The organism is Geodermatophilus sp. URMC 63 (assembly GCF_053502565.1).
Window position 1 is genome coordinate 3,521,379 of sequence record NZ_CP199956.1, and the last position, 20,517, is coordinate 3,541,895.

At 74.8% G+C, this 20,517-nt stretch carries 17 protein-coding genes; 16 read left to right on the forward strand and 1 reads right to left on the reverse strand.

The genetic code is table 11. From position 1 onward, the window contains the following. Positions 1 to 238: 238 nt before the first annotated feature. The 9 genes from ACWIZO_RS17260 to ACWIZO_RS17300 all read left to right on the forward strand — a co-directional run bounded on the left by ACWIZO_RS17260 (position 239) and on the right by ACWIZO_RS17300 (position 9,320). A complete protein-coding gene (locus ACWIZO_RS17260) occupies positions 239 to 1,354 on the forward strand; it encodes a DUF475 domain-containing protein (RefSeq protein ID WP_448638873.1) in 1,116 nt (371 codons plus the stop codon). 142 nt (positions 1,355 to 1,496) lie between these two features. Further along, positions 1,497 to 2,114 (forward strand): AIM24 family protein, encoded by a 618-nt coding sequence (locus tag ACWIZO_RS17265; RefSeq protein ID WP_448638874.1) that lies wholly within the window; start codon positions 1,497 to 1,499, stop codon positions 2,112 to 2,114. A gap of 2 nt (positions 2,115 to 2,116) precedes the next feature. Continuing rightward, positions 2,117 to 2,761 (forward strand): AIM24 family protein, encoded by a 645-nt coding sequence (locus ACWIZO_RS17270; protein WP_448638875.1) that lies wholly within the window; start codon positions 2,117 to 2,119, stop codon positions 2,759 to 2,761. Positions 2,762 to 2,773: 12 nt separating this feature from the next. Beyond that, positions 2,774 to 3,586, forward strand: coding sequence for an AIM24 family protein (locus tag ACWIZO_RS17275; protein WP_448638876.1), 813 nt, complete (start codon positions 2,774 to 2,776; stop codon positions 3,584 to 3,586). 64 nt (positions 3,587 to 3,650) lie between these two features. Then, positions 3,651 to 5,432 (forward strand): S9 family peptidase, encoded by a 1,782-nt coding sequence (locus tag ACWIZO_RS17280; protein ID WP_448638877.1) that lies wholly within the window; start codon positions 3,651 to 3,653, stop codon positions 5,430 to 5,432. Positions 5,433 to 5,528: 96 nt separating this feature from the next. Then, a complete protein-coding gene (locus tag ACWIZO_RS17285; protein WP_448638878.1) occupies positions 5,529 to 6,248 on the forward strand; it encodes a TerD family protein in 720 nt (239 codons plus the stop codon). Between the two features lie 30 nt (positions 6,249 to 6,278). Then, positions 6,279 to 7,493, forward strand: a complete 1,215-nt coding sequence (locus ACWIZO_RS17290; RefSeq protein WP_448638879.1) for an alpha-hydroxy acid oxidase — start codon at positions 6,279 to 6,281, stop codon at positions 7,491 to 7,493. Positions 7,494 to 7,537: 44 nt separating this feature from the next. Next, entirely contained in the window at positions 7,538 to 8,539 is a 1,002-nt protein-coding gene (locus ACWIZO_RS17295; RefSeq protein WP_448638880.1) for an acetamidase/formamidase family protein, read from the forward strand. Between the two features lie 19 nt (positions 8,540 to 8,558). Beyond that, positions 8,559 to 9,320: an SDR family NAD(P)-dependent oxidoreductase gene (locus ACWIZO_RS17300; RefSeq protein WP_448638881.1), complete on the forward strand. Its 762-nt coding sequence runs from the start codon at positions 8,559 to 8,561 to the stop codon at positions 9,318 to 9,320. Positions 9,321 to 9,458: 138 nt separating this feature from the next. Here the strand turns inward: ACWIZO_RS17300 and ACWIZO_RS17305 are convergent, their stop codons facing one another. Further along, positions 9,459 to 11,054: a glycosyltransferase gene (locus tag ACWIZO_RS17305; protein ID WP_448638882.1), complete on the reverse strand. Its 1,596-nt coding sequence runs from the start codon at positions 11,052 to 11,054 to the stop codon at positions 9,459 to 9,461. A gap of 211 nt (positions 11,055 to 11,265) precedes the next feature. Between ACWIZO_RS17305 and ACWIZO_RS17310 the strand changes: the two genes are divergently transcribed. From ACWIZO_RS17310 to ACWIZO_RS17340, 7 genes are all read left to right on the forward strand, one after another. Next, positions 11,266 to 12,423 (forward strand): glycosyltransferase, encoded by a 1,158-nt coding sequence (locus ACWIZO_RS17310; protein ID WP_448638883.1) that lies wholly within the window; start codon positions 11,266 to 11,268, stop codon positions 12,421 to 12,423. A 157-nt stretch (positions 12,424 to 12,580) separates the two neighbouring features. Further along, positions 12,581 to 13,573 (forward strand): cellulase family glycosylhydrolase, encoded by a 993-nt coding sequence (locus ACWIZO_RS17315; RefSeq protein ID WP_448638884.1) that lies wholly within the window; start codon positions 12,581 to 12,583, stop codon positions 13,571 to 13,573. Between the two features lie 168 nt (positions 13,574 to 13,741). Continuing rightward, complete coding sequence (locus tag ACWIZO_RS17320) at positions 13,742 to 14,896, forward strand: glycosyltransferase family 4 protein (protein WP_448638885.1); 1,155 nt, start codon at positions 13,742 to 13,744, stop codon at positions 14,894 to 14,896. Further along, complete coding sequence (locus ACWIZO_RS17325) at positions 14,893 to 16,089, forward strand: hypothetical protein (RefSeq protein WP_448638886.1); 1,197 nt, start codon at positions 14,893 to 14,895, stop codon at positions 16,087 to 16,089. Before ACWIZO_RS17320 ends, ACWIZO_RS17325 begins: the two co-directional genes overlap by 4 nt. Positions 16,090 to 16,141: 52 nt before the next feature. Continuing rightward, the gene (locus ACWIZO_RS17330) at positions 16,142 to 17,485 is read left to right on the forward strand and encodes a hypothetical protein (RefSeq protein WP_448638887.1); all 1,344 of its coding nucleotides are present in this window, start codon (positions 16,142 to 16,144) and stop codon (positions 17,483 to 17,485) included. Continuing rightward, positions 17,482 to 18,774 carry an oligosaccharide flippase family protein gene (locus ACWIZO_RS17335; RefSeq protein WP_448638888.1) on the forward strand — a complete coding sequence of 431 codons (1,293 nt, stop codon included), beginning with the start codon at positions 17,482 to 17,484 and terminating at the stop codon, positions 18,772 to 18,774. Before ACWIZO_RS17330 ends, ACWIZO_RS17335 begins: the two co-directional genes overlap by 4 nt. Before the next feature lie 352 nt (positions 18,775 to 19,126). Continuing rightward, positions 19,127 to 20,416 carry a sugar transferase gene (locus tag ACWIZO_RS17340; protein ID WP_448638889.1) on the forward strand — a complete coding sequence of 430 codons (1,290 nt, stop codon included), beginning with the start codon at positions 19,127 to 19,129 and terminating at the stop codon, positions 20,414 to 20,416. Positions 20,417 to 20,517: the final 101 nt, after the last annotated feature.

A 20,517-nucleotide genomic window follows, 5' to 3' on the forward strand; every position in this document is an offset into this window, starting at 1 on the left:
TCCGCGCGCACCGGCGGCCGATGCCTACCACGCCCGGAGGTCCGACGCCGGGACGGCGCCCGTCCGGCCGGACGGCCCGGCCCGGTGAGCCCGTTCTCACAGTCCCCCGGCCGGTGGGCGCGGGAACGAGTGCCCTCCGGGCCTCGTTGACAGACCCGACCCGGTTCCCGGCCGCCCCGGCCCGGTCGGACCCCAGTCGTCGCCGCCCCGCCCCCGGGACGGTGGAGAGGAACCCCTGATGCTCCGCTACTTCGGCTTCTCCGTCCTGCTGACGGTGGCCGCGCTCGTCGCCGCCGTGTTGTTCGGCGGACCGGCCGCCCTGCTGGCCGTCGCCGTCCTCGGCGTCCTCGAGGTCTGCCTCTCCTTCGACAACGCCGTGGTCAACGCCAAGGTCCTGCGCCGGATGAGCCAGCTGTGGCGGAAGCTGTTCCTCTACGTGGGCATCTTCATCGCCGTCTTCGGCATGCGGCTGCTGCTGCCGATCGTGCTGGTGGCGGTCACGGCGAAGCTGTCGATCCCCGAGGTGTGGGACCTCGCGCTGACCGACCAGGAGGAGTACGGGGCCCGCGTGGAGTCCGCCGCGGAGGCGATCTACACCTTCGGCGGCATCTTCCTGCTGATGATCTTCCTCAACTTCCTCTTCGACGAGGAGCGGGAGATCCACTGGCTCGCCTGGCTGGAGCGGCCGCTGGCCAAGGCCGGCAAGCTGCCCTACCTCGCGGTCGTCATCGCACTGGCCGTCATCTACCTCGGCTCCCAGATCGCCGACCCCGAGAAGTACTCCACCGTGCTCGTCTCCGGCATCGCCGGGTTGTTCACCTACCTGCTCATCGGTGGTCTCAACGAGCTCATGGAGGCCCCGGAGGACGACGGGGGCGACGACGTCACCGCGACCGGTGAGTCGACCGGGCGCGGGAACGCGGCCGGGACGGCGACCAAGGCCGTGGCCGGCGCCGGCGCGGCGGCGTTCCTCTACCTCGAGGTGCTCGACGCCTCGTTCTCCTTCGACGGTGTCATCGGCGCGTTCGCCATCAGCAGCGACATCTTCATCATCGCGCTGGGCCTGGGCATCGGGGCCTTCTGGGTGCGGTCGCTGACGATCTTCATGGTCGACAAGGGCACCCTCGACGAGTACCGCTACCTCGAGCACGGCGCCATGTGGGCCATCGGCTTCCTCGCCGTCATCATGATCGCGGAGCTCCGCTTCCACATCAGCGAGTACGTCACCGGCCTGACCGGCCTGTTGTTCATCGTCGCCGCGGTCATCAGCAGCATCGTCGCCTCGCGCCGCGAGGCGGCCGAGCTGCCCGCCACCGCCGCGGCGGAGCGCGACGAGGTGACCGTCGGGCGCTGACACCCCGCCCGACCCGACGACGGCGGCCCCGGCGCACCTGCGCCGGGGCCGCCGCGCCGTCCGTGGCCGGGGACCTACCGCGGCGCGAGGCGGCCCGATACGGTGCCGCGCCGTCCCCCCGTCCCTCCTGGGAGAGGAACCCGTGGCACTGCTCACCGCGCACAAGCGCGTCCTGCACGCCGACCTGCAGGGCGACCGCATCCGGGCCGCCAGCGGCTCGATGGTCGCGTTCGAGGGCGACGTCGACTTCGCGAGCTCCGGGATGGGCGGGGGCGGCGGCTTCCGGGCGGCGCTCAAGCGCGCCGTCGCCGGCGAGAGCATCTCGCTCATGGACTGCACCGGCCGCGGCCGCGTGTACCTGGCGCTGGACGCGATGGACGTGCTCGTCGTCGACCTGGCCGGCGACACGCTGACCGTGGAGAGCGAGCACGTCCTCGCCCACACCGACCAGCTGCGCCTCGACGTGCAGTTCTCCGGGCTGCGCGGCGTCACCAGCGGCCAGGGCCTGGCCACCACCACCGTCACCGGCCACGGGCAGGTGGCGATCGTCTCCAAGGGCCCGGTCATGGCGCTGGAGGTCGCGCCCGGCCAGGACCTCGTCGTCGACCCCGACGCCTACGTCGGCTCCCGCGGGCAGCTGTCGATGAACCTGGTCAGCGGCGTCTCCTGGAAGTCCTTCGTGGGCGAGGGCTCCGGCGAGCCCTTCTCCCTCCGCTTCACCGGGCACGGCCTGGTGCTCGTCCAGTCCTCGGAGCGCTGACCGTGCCCTTCGACCAGGTCAACAGCAAGGTCGTCCGGGCGCGCGTCAGCCCCGCCACCCCGGTCCTCGCCCGGCGCGGCGCGATGCTCGGCTACTCCGGGCAGGTCACCTTCCGCCCGGTGCACGGGCAGGGCCGCGGCATCGGCGGCATGGCCGGCGCCGCGCTGTCGGGGGAGTCCAACCCGATGATGGCCACGGAGGGCCAGGGCGAGGTCCTCTACGGCTACAAGGGGCTGCACGTCACCGTGCTCGAGCTAGACGGCGGCGCGCCGCTGGTCTGCGAGGCCGACCGGCTGCTGGTGCACGACGCCCAGCTGCAGACCAGCGTGCAGTTCCTCGGCTCCGGCGGGGTCCGGCAGGCGATCAGCGGCGCGATGACCGGGCAGGGGCTGTTCACCACCAACGTGCACGGCCGCGGCTCGGTGGCGCTGCTGTCCCACGGCGGGGCCTTCCCGCTGCAGCTGGGCGGCCAGCAGGTCGGCGTCGACCCGCAGGCCTACGTCGGGCACGTCGGGCAGCTCAGCATCGACCTCGCCGCCAAGGTCGGCTTCCGCGACGTGGTCGGCCGCGGCTCCGGCGAGGCCCTCCAGCTGCGGATCAGTGGCCACGGCACCGTGTACGTGCAGGCCAGCGAGAAGAAGTTCTGAGGACGGCGACCGATGACGTACCCGCCCGGCAACCCCTACGGCCAGCCCCAGCCCGGCTACGGCGGACCGCCGCCGGCCAGTCCCACCGGGACGACGCTCAACGCGCACACCCTCCCGGACGACGACAACGTCAACCCCTACGTCTTCTGCGTGCGGCTCGACGGCGACTGGTTCATGAGCAAGGGCGCGATGCTGGCCCACTACGGCGACGTCCGCTTCGAGGCGGTCACCGAGTACTCCTCGGTGCAGGCGTGGGTGGCCGCGCGCTTCTCCAGCCCCGTCTACGTGCAGGACTGGGTGGTGGCCACCGGCCAGGGCAAGGTGCTCATCGGGGACCGCGGGTTCGACCTGAACTCCTACGACCTCGACGACGGGAACCTCACCATCAAGGCGGGCAACCTCTGCGCGTTCTCCCCGCAGCTGGAGCTCAAGCAGTCGATCGTGCCCGGCTTCGTCACCCTCATCGGCACGGGGAAGTTCATCGCGTCGTCCAACGGGCCGGTGATCTTCGTGGAGCCGCCGTTCCGGGCCGACCCGGAGGCGCTGCTGGGCTGGGCCGACTGCCCGTCGCCGTCGGTGCACCACGACGCGCAGTGGATGACGGCGAGCATCCGCGGCATGCTCTCGGGCGCGCTGGGCCGGGCCTCGGGGGAGGAGCGGCAGTACGACTTCACCGGGCAGGGCACGATCCTGCTGCAGTCCTCGGAGGTCGCCCGCGAGGACCCGGCGGTGCTCCGGCTCGTGGAGTCGCAGACCCAGTTGCTCACCGACACCCAGGCCGGCGCCCTCGGGCAGCGGCTGATCGCCCGCGCCCAGCAGCAGTGACGCCGTCCCCGGCCGGGCCGTCCCGCCCGGCCGGGGGTGAGCGCTGCACTACGCTCGGTGCCCGATGCGGCCCGCCGACCTCGCCCTGCTGCGCACGCCGGGGGTGCCGACCGTCTCCCCGGACGGGCGCATGGCCGTGGTCGCCGTCGGCCGGCCGGACCTCGCGGCCGACGGGTACCGCGGGCAGCTGTGGGCCGTGCCCACCGACGGGTCGGCGCCGCCCCGCCCGCTGACCTCCGGCGCCCGCGACTCCGCCCCCGCGTTCTCCCCGGACGGCCGGTGGCTGGCCTACCTGTCGGCCGCGCCCGGCGGCCACCCGCAGGTCCACCTGCTGCCCACCGCCGGCGGCGCGCCCCGCCGGCTGACCGACGCGCCGCTGGGCGCCGGTGCACCGGTGTGGGCACCGGACTCCCGGCGGCTGGCCTTCACCGCCCGCGTGCCCCGTGACGGTGCCGACGCCGGTGCCCCCCGGCTGCTCACCCGCCTCCCCCTGCGACCGGACGACGCGGACGCCCGCGACCGGCCCACCTGCGTGTTCGTCCTCGACCTGCCCGGGGACCCCGACGACGACGGCGAGCCCCTGCCCGAGCCGCGGCAGCTCACCGACGGCGCCGGGGAGGACACCGACGTCACCTGGTCACCCGACGGCGGCACGCTCGCCTTCGTCTCCGCCCGGCACGCCCGCGCCGACCGCGACCTCGTGCGCGACGTCTACCTGGTCCCGGCGGCCGGCGGGGAGCCCCGGCGGGTCACCCGCGGCCGCGGCCGGTGCCGGCTGCCCGCCTTCGACCCCACCGGCGCTACCCTCGCCGTCACCGCCCACCCCGACCTGGGTCCCCACGGCCTCGAGCTCGCCCGGGGCGGGCCGACCGTCTGCCGGGTGCCCGTGACCGGCGGGGCGCTCCAGCCGGTGCTGGACCCGCACGACACCCGCCGCGCCGACGAGACGCCCGCGACCCTCGTCGTCGACGGGGCGGCGCTGCTCGGGGTCGCGCGGGGCGGGGCGGTCGAGCTGCTGCGGGTGCCGCTGGACGGGCGGCCGCCCGAGACCCTCGTCGACGGCCCGTTCACCGTCCGCGGGTTCGCCGCCGGCAGCGGGGTCGTCGTCGCCACCGTCGCGCACGACCGCTCCGCGGGCGAACTGGTCGCCATCACCCCCGCGCGGCGCCGGCTGCTCACCGGCTTCGGCCGCGCGCTCGGCGCCACCGGCCGGCTGCACCGGGCGACCGGGCGCAGCGCCGCCGCGCCCGACGGCGCCGCGGTGCGCGGCTGGGTGACGGTGCCCGACGGCCCCGGCCCGCACCCCGCGGTGCTCGTCCCGTCGGGCGGCGGCTGGTCGCTGCGGGACGACGTCCAGGTGCTCGCGTCGGCCGGGTACGCCGTCGTGCAGTGCGACGCCGACCCCGACGCCGACGCCGTGCTCGCCCTGCTCGACTCCGTGCTGGCCGACCCGGCGCTGGACGGCGAGCGGGTCGGTGTGCTGGGCAGCGGGGCCGCCGGAGCGCTGGCCGCGCTGCTGGTGACCCGCACCGACCGGTTCGCCGCCGCCGTCGTCGAGCGCCCGCCGTCCGGGACGCTGCCGGGGGCCCTCGACGCCGTCCGCACGCCGACCCTCGTCCTCTCCGCCGCCCAGGACCGCGGCTGGCCGCCCGGGGAGGGGCAGCGGCTGTTCGCCGCGCTGCAGCGGCGCGGCGTCCCCAGCGAGCTGCTGCTGTTCCCCGGGGAGGAGGCCGACGCGGCCTCCGGCGGGCCCCCTCGGCACCGGCTGGCCCGGCTGGAGCACCTGCTGCGCTGGTGGGACCGGTGGCTGCCGGTGGCCGACGCACCCGCCGCGGCCGAGGGATGAGGACCCGGGCCTGGCGGTGCCCAATAGGGTCGAGGGGTCGTGACCGCCGCTCACACAGCAGGGGCCCGCCGTCCGGGACCTGCGGGGAGGCTCCTGTTGGTCGACTACACGAAGCGCCCGAGGTCCACGCCGCAGCCGCCGCAGCAGCAGCCGCAGCCGCCGTCGGGCGACGCCGGCACCGGCACGGTGTCGCTCACCAAGTCGGCACCGTCGGTCTCGCTGACCAAGACGGCCGGGACGACGGGCGTCCTGAGGGTCAACCTCAACTGGAACTCCAGGCCTGCCGGCGGGGGTGGGGGCGGCGGGTTCCTCAAGCGGCTGGTTGGGGCCGCGTCGTCCGGGGCGATCGACCTCGACCTCGGGTGCCTGTACGAGTACGCCGACGGGTCGAAGGGCGTCATCCAGGCGCTGGGCAACGCCTTCCGCGGGCAGCACGCGCTGGGCGACGGCCGGTCGGTCGCGTGGCTGGACGGCGACGACCGGTCCGGCGCCGCGAGCGGCGGGGAGAACCTGCTCATCGACCTGGCGCACACCCAGCTGATCCGCCGGATCCTCGTGTTCGCGCTGATCTACGAGGGCGTGCCCAACTGGGGGCAGGCCGACGCCGTCGTCACGATGTACCCGGCGACCGGGCCGCGGATCGAGGTGCGCCTGGACGAGCACGACCCGCGCGCCCGCATCTGCGCGGTCGCGATGATCGAGAACCGGGGCGGTCAGCTCGTCGTCGAGCGGGAGGTGCGCTACGTGCACGGCGGCCAGGACGTCCTCGACCGCACCTACGGCTGGGGCATGGACTGGGCGCCGGGCCGCAAGTGACCCGGTGACCGGACGACGGAAGGGGTCCCCGTGGTGGAGCGCCGGCTGCCCCGCTGGTCCGAGCTGAGGGAGCTGGTCCGTCCGCGCGGGCTGGCCGGCGACGCCACCGACCGCCGGCTGGCCGGCGCGGCCAGCATCGGCGACCTCCGGGAGATCGCCCGCCGGCGGGTGCCGCGGGCCGTCTTCGACTACACCGACGGCGCGGCCGGGGCGGAGCTGAGCCTGCGCCGCTCCCGCGAGGCCTTCCGGCGGGTCGAGTTCCGTCCCAGCGTGCTGCGCGACGTCTCCGTCGTCGACCCCTCGACCGTGCTGCTCGGCCGCCCGTCGGCCCTGCCGCTGGCGTTCGCGCCGACCGGGTTCACCCGGCTGATGCACACCGAGGGAGAGACGGCGGTGGGCCGGGTCGCCGAGCGGGTCGGCATCCCGCACGCCCTGTCGACCATGGGGACGACGACGATCGAGGAGCTGGCGGCCGCGGCCCCCGCGGTCCGCCGCTGGTTCCAGCTCTACCTGTGGCGCGACCGCGAGGCCAGTGCCGCGCTCGTCGAGCGGGCCGGCGCGGCCGGGTACGAGGCGCTGGTCCTGACCGTGGACACCCCGGTGGCCGGCCCGCGGCTGCGCGACGTGCGCAACGGCTTCACCATCCCGCCGGCGCTGACCGCGCGGACCGTGGCGAACGCCGCCGTCCACCCCCGCTGGTGGATCGACCTGCTCACCACCGAGCCGCTGCAGTTCGCCTCGTTGCGCTCGTGGGGCGGCACGGTCGCCGAGCTCGCCGACCGCGTGTTCGAGCCGGCCGCGACGCTGGCCGACGTGCGTGCGCTCCGGGAGACCTGGGCCGGCGCGCTCGTGGTCAAGGGCGTGCAGACGGCGGAGGACGCGCGCGCGGTCGTGGACGCCGGTGCCGACGCGGTGGTCGTCTCCAACCACGGCGGGCGCCAGCTCGACCGGGCGCCCACGCCCCTGGAGGAGCTGCCCGCGGTGGTGCGGGCGGTGGGCGACCGCGCCGAGGTGTACCTCGACGGCGGCATCCTCGACGGCGCCGACGTGGTGGCCGCCGTCGCCCTCGGCGCCCGTGGCTGCCTGGTGGGCCGGGCCTACCTGTACGGGCTCATGGCCGGGGGCGAGCGCGGGGTGCAGCGGGCCGCCGACATCCTGGACCGGGAGGTCACCCGGACGCTGCAGCTGCTCGGGGTGACGTCGGTCGCCGAGCTGACGCCGGACCGGGTGCGCCTGCGCCCCTGAGCCGACCGGTTGCCGCGCTCACCGGCGCGTTCCTAGGGTGCTGCATGGACGTCGTCGAGGTCACGCCCACGTTCGAGCAGTACGCGTACACCTTCGGCGGTGTGGCCCCCCTGATGCGGATCAGGCCGGGGACGGCGTTGCGGGTGTGGTCCGAGGACGCGTTCAACGGTGCGCTCCGCTCGACCGCGGACCTCTCGGGCGACAAGGTCGACCTGCGCTACATCAACCCGCAGACCGGCCCGTTCCACGTCGAGGGCGCCGAGCCGGGGGACACGCTGGCCCTGCACTTCGTCGCGATGGAGCCGGCGCGGGACTGGGGCGCGTCGGCCGCCATCCCGTTCTTCGGCGGGCTGACCAGCACCGCGCTCACCGCGACCCTGCAGGAGGCGCTGCCGGACACCACCTGGATCTACGAGCTCGACCGCGCGGCCAACACGGTGACCTTCGCCGCCCGGCACACCGACCTGGAGATCGCCCTCCCGGTGGAGCCGATGCTGGGCACGGTCGGCGTCGCCCCCATGGGCGGCGAGGTGCGCAGCTCCCTGGTGCCCGAGCGGTTCGGCGGCAACATGGACACCCCGCAGATGCGGCCGGGCACCACCTGCTTCCTCGGCGTCAACGTCGAGGGCGCGCTCTTCTCCGTCGGCGACGGCCACTACCGCCAGGGCGAGGGCGAGGCCTGCGGCACCGCCGTCGAGGGTGCCATGACCACCACGCTGGTCGTCGAGCTGATCAAGGGCGGGGCGCCGCTGTGGCCGCGCCTCGAGGACGACACGCACTGGATGACCGTCGGCTCGAGCCGGCCGCTGGAGGACGCCTGGCGGATCGGCCAGGTCGAGCTGGTGCGGTGGTTCGGCGAGCTCTACGGGCTGCACCCGATGGACGCCTACCAGCTCCTCTCGCAGACCAGCGAGGTGCCCATCGCCAACGTCGTCGACGTCAACTACAGCGCCGTGGTGAAGGCCCGCAAGTCGCTGCTGCCGCGCGCCACCGCGTACGGCGGGCTGCACGACGAGCTCCGCCGCCGCGCCGCCGCCCTGCTCTGACGCCCACCCGGAGGTACCCGTGGACCTGCAGCTCACCGGCGCCCGCGTGCTCGTCACCGGCGGGACCCGCGGCATCGGCCGCGCCGTCGTCGAGACGTTCGTCGACGAGGGCGCCGTCGTGGAGTTCTGCGCCCGCGACGCCGCCGAGATCGAGGCGACGGAGAAGGCGGTCGCCGACCGCGGGGGCCGGGCGACCGGCACGCGGCTCGACGTGCGGGACGGGCCGGCGCTGACCGGCTGGGTCGAGGCGGCCGCCGGCCGGCTCGGCGGGCTGGACGCCGTGGTGGCCAACGTCAGCGCGCTCGCGGCGGGCCCGGGGGAGGAGAACTGGTACGCCTCCTTCGAGGTCGACCTCATGCACACCGTGCGGCTGGCCACCCCCGCGATCCCGCACCTGGAGGCCAGTTCGCACGGCTCGATCGTCGCCGTCTCCAGCGTCTCCGGGCGCGAGGCCGACTTCGCCGCCGGCCCGTACGGGACGATGAAGACCGCGATCGTCGGCTACGTCTCCGGGCTGGCGTTCCAGCTGGCCGGGCGCGGAGTGCGGGCCAACGTCGTCTCGCCGGGCAACACGTACTTCGCGGGCGGCTTCTGGCAGGACATCGAGAACGGGAACCCGGAGCTGTTCGCCGAGTCGCTGGCGCTCAACCCGACCGGCCGCATGGGGACGCCGGAGGAGATGGCCCGGGCCGTGGTCTTCCTGTCCAGCCCGGTGTCGAGCTTCACCACCGGCACCAACCTCGTGGTGGACGGCGCGCTCACCCGCGGCATCCAGCTCTGAGGGTCTGCGGCTCGGCGGTCGTCCACCACGTCGGGCCGACGCCGGGCGGCCGAGGCCGGAACCGGGCGGGTCGGCCGAGCTCGTTGCTGACCTCTCCGGCACCCGGCGGGTCGGAGGTCGCCCCAGCGACGGCGGGGGTCACCGGCGGTCGACCCGGTGCTCGACGGACTGCTCCTCGCGACCCCCCGCACGGCGGACGGCCCTCTTCACCAGGACCTGCAGCGCGCCCCAGACCTTGGCCAGGTCCTTCGCCATGACGACCACGGGCACGAGGGTGGCGGTGGCCAGAGGTCGTTCCTCGCGGCGGGCCCGGCCGACGGGCACCCACACGTAGGCGACGCCCCCAGCGGCGAGCGTGGCGCGCACCCCACGACCGCCGACGACCCACCCCACGATCCCGACGAGGTAGGCCACGGCCCGCCCGAGGTCCCGCACCAGCGCCTGGCGGTCGGCGGCCTCGGCGTCACCCCGTCCGTAGCGGACGTACATCCGGGCGGTGCCGCGCACCCCCGCCTGGTCCCACACCAGGTCGGCGTCGGTCGTGAGCACGCAGCGTAGCCCGCGCTCGGCGATCGACCGGCTCAGGTCGAGGTCCTCGTGCACGCGGATGTGCTCGGGCCAGCCCCCGACGGCATCGAGGGCCGATCGCGTGACGGCGACGGACCGCCCGGCAGGGCGCGTCGGGTCGAAGCGGCGCCCGAAGAGCACGGACCAGGCAGTGGTCACGGGACCGGCCCGGCGGACCTCCGCGACGTCGGGGTAGCACCCCACGGCGGACGCCGCCTCGAACACCGAGCGCCGGCTCACCCGGTAGGCGCCCGCGACGAGGTCCGGCGCAGGCGTCTCGGCGAACGGCGTCCGCATCCCGTCGAGCCAGCCCTCGGACCAGTGACAGCCGGCGTCGGTGAAGGCGACGTGCGCGTGCCGGGACACCGCCACACCGGCGTTCCGGGCCGCGCCCGCGCCGGCGTTCTGCGCCCGGCGCACCGCGCGGACGCGGGGATCACGCGCCGCCGCCTGCTCCGCCCGCTCGCCGGTGTCGTCGGGGCTGCCGTCGTCGACGACGACGAGCTCGTCGTCCTCACGGAGCTGGGGCAGCAGGGCCTGGACGAGGTCGTCGACGAGGGCTCCCTCCCGGTAGACCGGGACCACGACGCTCATGGCCGGAGCGGTCGCCGGGTCGATGCCCGCCCCCGGCCGCCCGACCACCTCGGCCAGCACTCCCGCCAGTCGGTGGGCGACCTCGCTGGACCGGGGCCCGGTGTCCCCTCCGGAGGCGGCCACCGGGAGACGCAACCGGTCTGCCTCGTCATCGGCACCCGGCACCGGTGCGGACGTGAGGACGGCCGCGGCTCGGCGGGCGAGCCCCGCCGGCAGCGCGGGATCGCCGTCGTCCCGGACGACGACGACCCGGTGGCCGGTGATCGTCCCCGCGCTGACGGCGACCGCGGCCGCCGTCGCACCGTCGGCGAGCACCACGTCCGGGTCGACGGAGCGCAGCACCGCCACGAGCCGGCCCGCGTCGGTGAGGACCCGCCCCGGCCCGCCACGCAGCCGGTACACGGTGGGCCGGAGCCGTTCCGTGGCGGCGACCAGCCGGAGGACATGGTCGCCGTGCGGCTCCCCGTCGTGGCCATCCTGGACGGGGGCGGGGACGACGAGCACCCGCAGCGGAGCGCCCGGCCCGGAGCTCCCCGGCGCCGTCGGGGCGGGGGACGAGGACGCGGATCTCACGCGGGAGAGCTTTCCGACCGCCGCGCTCCTCCGCACGCCGGGACGGCCGACCGCCGGACCTCCGGGACCACCGGTGCGCGGCCAGGGCCGTGAGGTCCGACGATGGGAGCCGTCCGGCCCAGGGCGCTGTCGGCCCGGACCGCTCCCGCCCGGACGGATCCGGGAGCGTGGTCACGACGGAGCGGACACGGGGACCAGGAGAGGAGCGAGTATGGCTGACGGGGCGATCCCACGTGTCCTGCACGTGTCGCAGCCGACCACCGAGGGCGTCGCGCGCTGCGTCGTCGACCTGGTGCGGCATCAGGCGGCCCAGAGCTGGGACGTCGCCGTGGCCTGCCCTCCGGAGGGCGACCTGCCGGCGCAGGCGGCGGCGGCGGGAGCCGAGGTCCTGCTCTGGGCGGCGTCGCGTGCACCCGGGCCGACGGTGCCGTCGGAGGCGTTGCGGCTCCGACGACTGGCACGCGAGGCGGAGCCCGACCTCGTGCACCTGCACAGCGCGAAGGCCGGGCTGGCCGGCCGGCTGGCCCTGCGCGGGCGGGTCCCCACCGTGTACCAGCCGCACGCCTGGTCCTTCCTGGCCGTCGAGGGCCCGGTGCGCCTGGCCTCGCTGCAGTGGGAGCGCCGCGCGCTCGGCTGGACCGACCGGGTGGTCTGCGTGAGCCGGGCGGAGTGTGAGGCCGGGCTCCGCGCCGGCCTGCGGCTGGAGGACAGGACCGTCGTGGTCCCCAACGGGGTGGACACGGAGCGCTTCACGCCCGGTGACCGTGAGGCGGCGCGGACCCGGCTGGGCGTCGGGGCAGGTCCCCTCGCGGTGTGCGTCGGCCGGCTGAGCCGCCAGAAGGGCCAGGACGTGCTGCTCGAGGCGTGGCCGGCTGTCCGGGAGGCCGTTCCCGGCGTCACGCTCGCCCTCGTCGGCGACGGTCCCGACCGGGAGGAGCTTGCGGCCCGGGCCCCGGAAGGGGTCCTGTTCGTGGGGCGGGCCGACCCGCTGGACTGGTACGTGGCGGCCGACGTGGTCGTCCTGCCGTCCCGCTGGGAGGGGATGGCGCTCGTCCCGCTCGAGGCGGCCGCCTGCGGACGGAGCGTCGTGGTCACCGACGTCGCGGGGGCGCGCGAGGCCGTGCCCGACGAGGCGGGATCGGCGATCGTCCCACCGGAGGACGTGACCGCCCTCGCAACCGCGCTCGTCCCCCGGCTGGGGAACCGGGAGGCGGCCGACCGCGAAGGGCGACAGGCGCGCCGCCACGTGCTGCGGCACCACGACGTCCGTCGCAGCACCGATTCGGTCCTCGGCGTGTACCGGGACGTGCTCAGTGCGCGCGCCCGTGGAGGAGCATCGCGGACCGGCAGCCATGGCTCCGCCGACTGACGACCGGTCCCTCGCGCCCGCCCACCCGCTCCGACGACGGGCTCGCCGCGTCCTCATCGCAGCTGCCGCGGTCGTCCTCGCCGGCGTCCTCGTCCTCCGCCCGGGCGACGGCGCGGAGACCCCCGAGGAGGCGCCGGGGCGGGTGTTGGAGACGGGGGTGGAGGTCTTCTCGTTGTGGCGGGACTGGCCGGTGAACGACGCGATGCTGGATCGGGTGGCCGGGTCGGGGTCGGGGTGGGTGCGGGTGGGGGTGGGCTGGTGCTCGTTGGAGGAGGGCGGGCCGGGGGTGGTGTCGTCGTGGTATCTGGAGCGGTTGGACGCGACGGTGGCGGCGGCGCGGGCGCGGGGGTTGCAGGTGTTGGCCACGTTGGGCTGTACGCCCGGGTGGTTGAGCGGGTCGGAGAGTTTGACGGTGTTGCCGGCGCCGGAGCAGGTGGGGCAGTTCCAGCAGGTGGCGGCGTGGCTGGCGGGGCGGTACGCGGGGCGGGTGGCGGCGTGGGAGATCTGGAACGAGCCGGATTGTTCGGCCGGGACCGGGTGTGGGCAGGTCGATCCGGGTGCCTATGTGCCGGTGTTGCGGGCGGGGTTCGCCGGGGTGCGGGCGGGGGATCCGGGTGCGGTGGTGGTCTCGGGGGGGACCAGTGGAGTGGCCAGCGACTGGATCGCGGGGCTGTACGCGGCCGGGGGTGGGCAGTGGTTGGACGCGGTGGGGGTGCATCCGTATCAGGGGCCGGTGGCCGAGCCGCCGGAGGCGCCGGCGGCTGAGCATCCGTACCGGATCGCGAACGTGGCGCGGTTGCGGGAGGTGATGGTCGCGGCCGGGGATGCCGACACGCCGGTGTGGTTCACCGAGTTCGGGTGGAGCACGGGGGCGGGGGAGGGCTGGTATGCCGGGGTGGATGAGGCGACCCAGGCCGACTACCTGGGCCGGGCGATCGCGATGGTGCAGGAGCAGTACCCGTACGTGACGCACGCGTTCGTGTTCACCATCCGGGATCGGGATGACTGGAACGCCTATGAGAACAACTTCGGGCTGGTGCGGCTGGATGGCAGCCCCAAACCGGCTCTGGGCGCCCTGCGCACCGCCAACGACCGACTCGCGGAGCAGCGCGCTGGGGCGCCAGGACCATCCGGCGACGCAGGACCATGACCACGGGTCCACGAACGGCTTTTGTCGATCCTGGCGCTCCCCCGGCCGTGTCCCCGCGTTTGCGGCGGCGACCGCGTCTGGGGATCGTGTTTCCGTGACGTCCGGGTTCGGGGCCGGCGGTGGCATCGGGACGGCGTCGCGGGCCTACCGACCGATCGGGAACGGTGCATGACCGAGTCGAACCCCCGTACCGCTGTGTTCGTCCTGCCCGCGCTCCAGTTGGGGGGAGCCGAGCGGCACGTCGTGCTGCTGGCGCAGCACCTGGACCCGCGGCGCTGGCGTTCGCGCGTGGTGACCTTCCGCGACGGCCCCTACGGCGACGAGCTGAGGAGCTCCGGCATCCCGGTGGACCTGGTCCCCGAGCCCGTCGGGGCCGGCGGGGTGCTGCGGACGGCGGCCGCGATACGAGGGCACCTCCACCGTCACCGGCCGGCCGTGGTCAGCGCGCAGCACTTCGCTGCGGACCTGCCCGTGCGCATGGCGCTCCTCCAGCACCGCGCGATGGCCGGTGGACGGGTGCCCTACGTCGTGTGGAAGCACACCTACGGGCACGTCGGGCACCGAGGAGCCCGGGAGCGGGCCCTCGAGAAGGCGCTCGGCGGGTTGGTCAACGGCTATGCCGCCGTCTGCTATACGCAGGTGACCTACCTGCGAGACCAGCTCGAGCTCCCCACGGGGAAGATGGAGGTCGTGCAGAACAGCCTCCCGGCGACCACGCCCGGGGACGGGCGAGCGGCCCTGCGGGCGGCTCTGCCCGCGGAGCCCCCGGGCCCGGTGGCCGTCGTGGTGGGCGCCCTGCGCGCGGACAAGGGCCACCGCGACCTCCTGGAGGCGTGGCGTGACGTCGCACGTCACGTGCCCGAGGCGTCCCTCGTCGTCATCGGCGACGGTCCCGAGCGCGCCGAGCTGGAGGGTCTCGCGCGGGGAGCCGGACTCGACCGGGTGCACTTCCTCGGAGCCCGGGTGGACGCCCCGCTCCTCGCAGCCGGTGCCGACGTCTTCGTGCTCGCGTCCTACAACATCGAGTGCTTCCCGTACGCGGTGCTCGAGGCCATGGCCGGCGGTGTCCCGGTGGTGGCCACGGCCACCGGCGGTCTCGCGGAGATGGTGGACCACGGCGTGACCGGGCTCCTGGTGCCGCCTCGGGCGCCGCGGGCGCTCGGCCGGGCGCTGGTCGAGGTCCTCGCGTCGCCCTCACGCGCCTCCGAGCTGGGCACCGGCGGTCGACGCCGTCTGGTCGAGGCGTTCCCGTTCGACCGGTGGGTGTCCGAGGTCAACGAGCTCTACGACGCCTGGTCGGTCCCGCCCGGGCGGCGGACGTGACGTCCGGCGGTCTCGGGTACTCCCGCAACCCCGGGGGCCGACACGCGCTCGACGAGCGTGGGGGCGTGGCCCGGCTGTGGCGGCTCCTCGGGCTACCGCTGTTCGCGGCCGTACTGGGTGCTGCTGCGGGCGTCGCCGTGAGCCTGTCCGGCGGCCCGCAGTGGGAGGCGCAGTCGACGGTGGTGTACACCCCGCCCTCCCAGGACCCGGTGGTCTTCCCCGGGGCCAACCCCGCATCGGCCGACCGGGAGCTTGCCGACGCTGCAGCGCTAGCCGCGTCCGAGGCCGTCCTCGCCCCGGCGGTGAGCCGGCTGGGCACCAGTGAGGGCTGGACGGACCTCCAGGAGGTGGTCACCGTGACGCCGAGCCCCGGCTCCGGCGTCATCACGGTCTCCGTCACGGGGTCCGAGGCCGAGGACACCGCCGCCCGACTCGACGCCGTCGTCAGCTCCTTCGCCGAGGTCACGCGGCAGCAGGCGGTCGACGCGGCCAACGCGGCCGCGGCCGCCGCTGCTGCGGACCCCACGGCGGGCTCCGACGGAGGAGCCGCCGAGGACCTCCGCGCCCGGGCGGAGGTCCTCGCCCGCACCGCGGACCCGGTCCGGGTCCTGAGCACCACCCCGCCCAGCCAGACCGGACCGGCGGTGCCCCGCGACGCGGCGACGGGCGGGGTCCTGGGCCTCCTCCTCGCCGCCGCGTTCCTCGCCGTGCGTTCCGCCCGGCCGTCTCGCGTCTCCTCCGCACGGGACGCCGGCGAGATGTTCGGGCTCCCCGCCGGCGTGATCCGTGCCGGACAGGTCGTACCCGGGTCCGAGCGTCTCGTCGAGGACCTGCAGCGGCTGGGCGGACCCGGGATCGGGCACCGGGTGGTGGTCGTGCCCGCCGGCGCGGCCTCGGTGGCTGCTGCACAGGAGGTGGCAGCGGTGCTCCGGGACACCATCCCCGCACACCGCCCGGCTGACGAGCACGTCCCGGTGACGGACGGCGGCACCCTCGTGGACGTCGGGCCCGCCGAGAACCGGGTGCGGGTCACGGCCGACCCGACGACGACCGTCGTGGCACCGGCCCTGCGGGAGGCCACCGCGATCGTGCTGGCGGTGGAGCGGGGGGCGCCGCTGCGCGAGGTCCGGACCGTGCAACGACTCAGCCGGCAGTGGGAGCGCCCGCCGGACGCCGTCCTCGTGATGGGATGACCGTGCGCGGCAGGTCCGGCACCGCCGCGGCACGTGCTCCGGGCGGCGGCTGATGCTCGTCGTCCTCGGGCTGGGGATCGCGCTCGCCGCGTCCTGGCTCCTGGTGCGCCGTCCCTGGCTGGCGCCCTGGGGGGTCGTCTTCCTCTTCGGGACGACGGCGGAACTGCGCCTCCGGATCTCGGACTCCTTCGGTGTCGCCAAGGACGCCCTCGTCGTCCTGCTCCTGGGCGTGACCGTGCTCGCGGTCCTCCAGGGGCGCACCTCCTTGGCGGCCCGGCTGCCGCCGCTCTCCGTTGGTTTCCCCCTGACCGTTCTCGTCGGCCTGTACCTGCTCGACCTCGGGGGGGACCACGGTGGCGGCTGGGTGTTCGGCACCCGTCTGCTCCTCGAGCCCCTGCTCCTGCTGTTCACCGGGCTGGTGACGCCTCGGCCGGAAGCCGCGCTGCGGCACCTCGTCCACGCGATGACTGCGTTCCTGGCAGCCGAGGCGGTCCTGGCGTGGATCCAGCAGGCGGTCGGCCCAGACGCGCTGGTCTACCAGTGGGGCTACGCCTTCGGCTCCCAGGTGCGGCTCAGCTCGGGCGGCACCCTGCGCAGCCCCGGGTCCTTCGAGGAGTCCTTCTCCCTCGCCGCGTTCGCCGTCCTCGGGGCCTGCCTGGCCCTCACCGTCGCGTCCCGACGTCAGGCGGTCGTCCTCTGGATCTCGGTCGCCGCCGTCCTCGGTGCCACCCAGGTCCGCACCGCCGTCCTCCAGCTCGCCGTCCTCGCGATCGTGGTGCTGCTGCGCCAGGGGAAGACCCGCGCGGCCGCGGTCGGCGTCGTCGGGGCCGCGGCCGGGGCCGTCCTCGCGGCCGGGGTCTACCTCGTCTCCGCCACCGTCCCGGGAGGACCGGTCCGACCGCTGCTGTTCACCCTCAACGGGCGCTTCGACGCGTGGGGGGTCGCCTACCAGGGGATCTCCTCCCTCGTGCGGGGCAACGGGGTGGGAGCGCTGGGCGCCGGATCGACGCGGGCCGAGGCCGGGCTCGTCTCCGCGGCGCCGGCCTACGACCCGAACCGGGAGAGCGCCGCGCTCTTCGCCGGCGATCCGTCCTTCCTCGACTCGTCCTGGGCGCAGGTCCTGTCCGACGTGGGTCTCGTGGGGGTGGTCGCCCTGCTGGCCGTCGTGGTCGCGTACGCCGGCTGGCTGAGCGAGCCGGCGCGGCGGGACGACGGCGCCGCGTGGCTGGGCCTGGCCGTGCTCGCGGTGTCGGTCGTCGACTGGATCTCGAGGACCACGCTGGGGAGCTACCCCACCGGCTTCATGACCTTCTACCTGCTCGGCCTCGCGACCGGTGCCGCCCTCACCGTCGGCCAGGACCGGGTACGGCTGCCGTCGAAGGAGGCGCGCACGTGACAGCACTCGAGCCCGACGAGGTCCTGTCCCGGGGCAGGCTCGTGCGCGTCGGGGTCGCCGCGGCGCTGATCTCGCGGATCTTCGGGCGCCTCGTCGGCGTGATCCTGGTGGTCGTGCTGGCCCGGGTGGCCGATCCGGTCACCGTCGCGCTGTACGGCTTCCTGCTCGGCACCGTGACGCTGATGGCCAGCCTCACCGACCTCGGGGTGGCCAGCCTCGCCGGGAGGGACGTCGCGGCGAGGGTCGCCACGGCTCCCGCAGCGCTGCGCTCGGCGCTCGGCCCCCAGGCGCTGTCGACGGTCGTGGCCGTGGTCTTGACCTGTCTGGTGGCCGTCCTGGCCGGTCCGGCGGACGTGGACGCCTCCGTGCTCGTCCCGTGCTCGGTCTTCGTGGTCGCCAACTCGATGTTCAACCTCTGGGCCGAGGTGCTGCGGGGCGACGGCAAGGTCGTCCTCGAGGGCGCCCTGCAGGGGATCAGCGCGCTGCTCCTCGTCACGGCCGGTTCCCTGGCCGTCCTGGCCGGCGCGGGGATCGTCCCCCTGTTGTGGATCGTCGCGGGCAAGGAGCTCGCCGTCCTCGCGATCGCGGCCCTCTGGCTGCGCCCCGGCGCTGGGACGGATGCCGGGCTCACCTTCGGATCCCTGCTGCGGCGCAGCGCGTGGCTCGCGGTGGCGGGGACCGCCCTGGTGCTGCTCTGGCGCCAGGGGACCCTCCTGGTGAGCAGCATGGCCTCCACACGCGCCCTGGCCGACTACGTCGTGGCGACGCGCTTGCTGGACGCCGCCGTCACGCTCGCGCACACGCTCGGCATCGGCCTGTTCCCGGGGATCGCGGCCCTCGCGGCGGACGCGCCTGGAGCGGCCCGCGCCCACGTCCGGCGCTACCTGGTCGCGGTCCTGGGGCTCTGCATCCCGCTCGCCGTCCTGGGTGTGCTCCTCGCCGACCCCGTCACCACGCTCGTCTTCGGCAGCCAGTGGGAGTCCGCCGTCCCGGCCGTGCGGGTGCTGGCGGCGACCACACCGCTCATCCTGCTCGGCTACCTGCTGTGGTTCGCCCTCCTGGCCGAGAGTCAGGAGCGGTGGCTCTGCGCCGGTGCCCTGGCGGCAGCGGCGACGTCCGTGGGCGTGACCGCCGCGCTGCTCATCGCCGACCCCGGCGCGGCGGCCGGTGCATGGGGGACCGGTGCCGGCGCCCTGGTGCTCGCCGTCGTGCTCGCCATCCGCTTCGTGACCACCCGTGACTCTCGGCGTGCACCGGTCGCGACGACCGTGACCGGGGACGAGCCCTGACGACCGCCCGCAGGGTCGTCCGCACGGTGTGCGACCGTCCGCCAGGAACCGTACGATCGACGGGCACTGACGTCCCGGGCGCGACCGGCGTGCAAGAGCGCACACAGGCGCCGGGCCGGTCTGCCGAGGAGAGGCAGTGGCTGAACACACGGGGGAGAACCCCGCACGCGACGTGGGGCTGTTGAGCCAAGTCAACGACCCAGTGACGGCGCATCCCGAGGAGAGGGCGCGGCCCGACACCGGTCCGCCGCCGAGACCGGCCGCCCGGCGGCTGGAACTCGAACAGCCCTGGCGCAATCCGGAACCCTGGTGGTTGCGTGGCGGCGTCCGTCCCTACCTCCTGCTGGGCGACGTGATCGCTTTCGTGGTGGCCACGGCCATCACTGCACCGGCCAACCCGATCCACGTGATCGTCCTGCTGGTCTACGTGCTGGTCTTCTACGTCGTCGGGCTCTACCGGTCACGGCTGAACCTCTCGCTGCTCGACGACCTGCCCTACATCCTCGGGGCCTCCGTGGTCGGCTTCGCGCTCAAGCTGGCGTTCATCGCCCTGCTGCCGCACGTCGACCCACCACCGCGGCAGGTGCTCCACGCGCTGGTGCTGCTGGTGGCCGTGCTCATGGTGCGGTGGATCGCGTACACGGTGGTCCGCAGGGCCCGGTGCCGCGGCAAGGTCCGGCACCGCACGCTGATCGTCGGCGCAGGGGCGGTGGGCGTCCGCCTCGCCAACACGCTGAAGGAGCGGAGGACGTACGGACTCGACCCGGTCGGGTTCGTCGACTCCGACCCGCCGGCCGACGATCCTCCGCTGCTGCCCGCCCCCGTGCTGGGCCGGTACGAGGAGCTGGGACAGGTCATCCGCCGGCACGAGATCCGCGACGTCATTGTGGCCTTCGGCGGGGCGGACGAGGACGAGCTCGTCGACATCCTGCGCACCTGCGACCGGCTCGACGTCGAGGTGTTCCTGGTCCCGCGGCTCTTCGAGCTGCACAACGCCAACCGCTACACCGACGAGGTGTGGGGGATCCCCCTCGTCCGCGTACGGCGTGCCGTCTTCCGCAGCCCCTGGTGGAAGGTGAAGCGACTCGTCGACGTGGTGGTGTCGGGGCTGGCGCTCCTGGCCCTGTCGCCGGTGCTCGCAGTGGTCGCCCTGGCCGTCCGGTGGGAGGGCGGACCGAACATCCTCTTCCGGCAGCACCGGGTGGGCATCGACGGTCGTCCGTTCGAGGTGCTGAAGTTCAGGTCGCTCAAGCCGGTGGACGAGGCCGAGTCCCAGACCAACTGGAACATCAAGCACGACGACCGGTTGGGTCCCGTCGGCCGGTTCATCCGCGCCAGCTCGCTCGACGAGCTGCCCCAGCTGTGGAACATCCTCCGAGGCGACATGAGCCTGGTCGGCCCCCGCCCGGAGCGTCCGCACTTCGTCGAGCAGTTCTCCGACTACATCCCCCGATACACCGCCCGCCACCGGGTCCCGGCCGGGCTGACCGGCTGGTCGCAGGCGCACGGTCTGCGGGGCGACACCTCCATCGAGGAGCGGGCGCGGTTCGACAACTACTACATCGAGAACTGGTCTCCCTGGCTCGACATGAAGATCATCGTCAAGACGGTGGGACAGGTCGTCCGACGCCAGGGCGGCTGACGACGGCCACTCCCTACTGCGTTGACAGGCCAATGCTCGATGGCGACGCTCCTCCAGCCCTGACGCGGACGAGGTCGACGCTCACGATCACTCACGGAGAG

What these genes read in the sequence shown, in the direction of transcription:
- ACWIZO_RS17260 (WP_448638873.1), top strand. Translation starts at nt 239, where the DNA reads ATGCTCCGCTACTTCGGCTTCTCCGTCCTGCTGACGGTGGCCGCGCTC.
- ACWIZO_RS17275 (WP_448638876.1), top strand. Translation starts at nt 2,774, where the DNA reads ATGACGTACCCGCCCGGCAACCCCTACGGCCAGCCCCAGCCCGGCTAC.
- ACWIZO_RS17280 (WP_448638877.1), top strand. Translation starts at nt 3,651, where the DNA reads ATGCGGCCCGCCGACCTCGCCCTGCTGCGCACGCCGGGGGTGCCGACC.
- ACWIZO_RS17295 (WP_448638880.1), top strand. Translation starts at nt 7,538, where the DNA reads ATGGACGTCGTCGAGGTCACGCCCACGTTCGAGCAGTACGCGTACACC.
- ACWIZO_RS17310 (WP_448638883.1), top strand. Translation starts at nt 11,266, where the DNA reads ATGGCTGACGGGGCGATCCCACGTGTCCTGCACGTGTCGCAGCCGACC.
- ACWIZO_RS17320 (WP_448638885.1), top strand. Translation starts at nt 13,742, where the DNA reads ATGACCGAGTCGAACCCCCGTACCGCTGTGTTCGTCCTGCCCGCGCTC.
- ACWIZO_RS17330 (WP_448638887.1), top strand. Translation starts at nt 16,142, where the DNA reads ATGCTCGTCGTCCTCGGGCTGGGGATCGCGCTCGCCGCGTCCTGGCTC.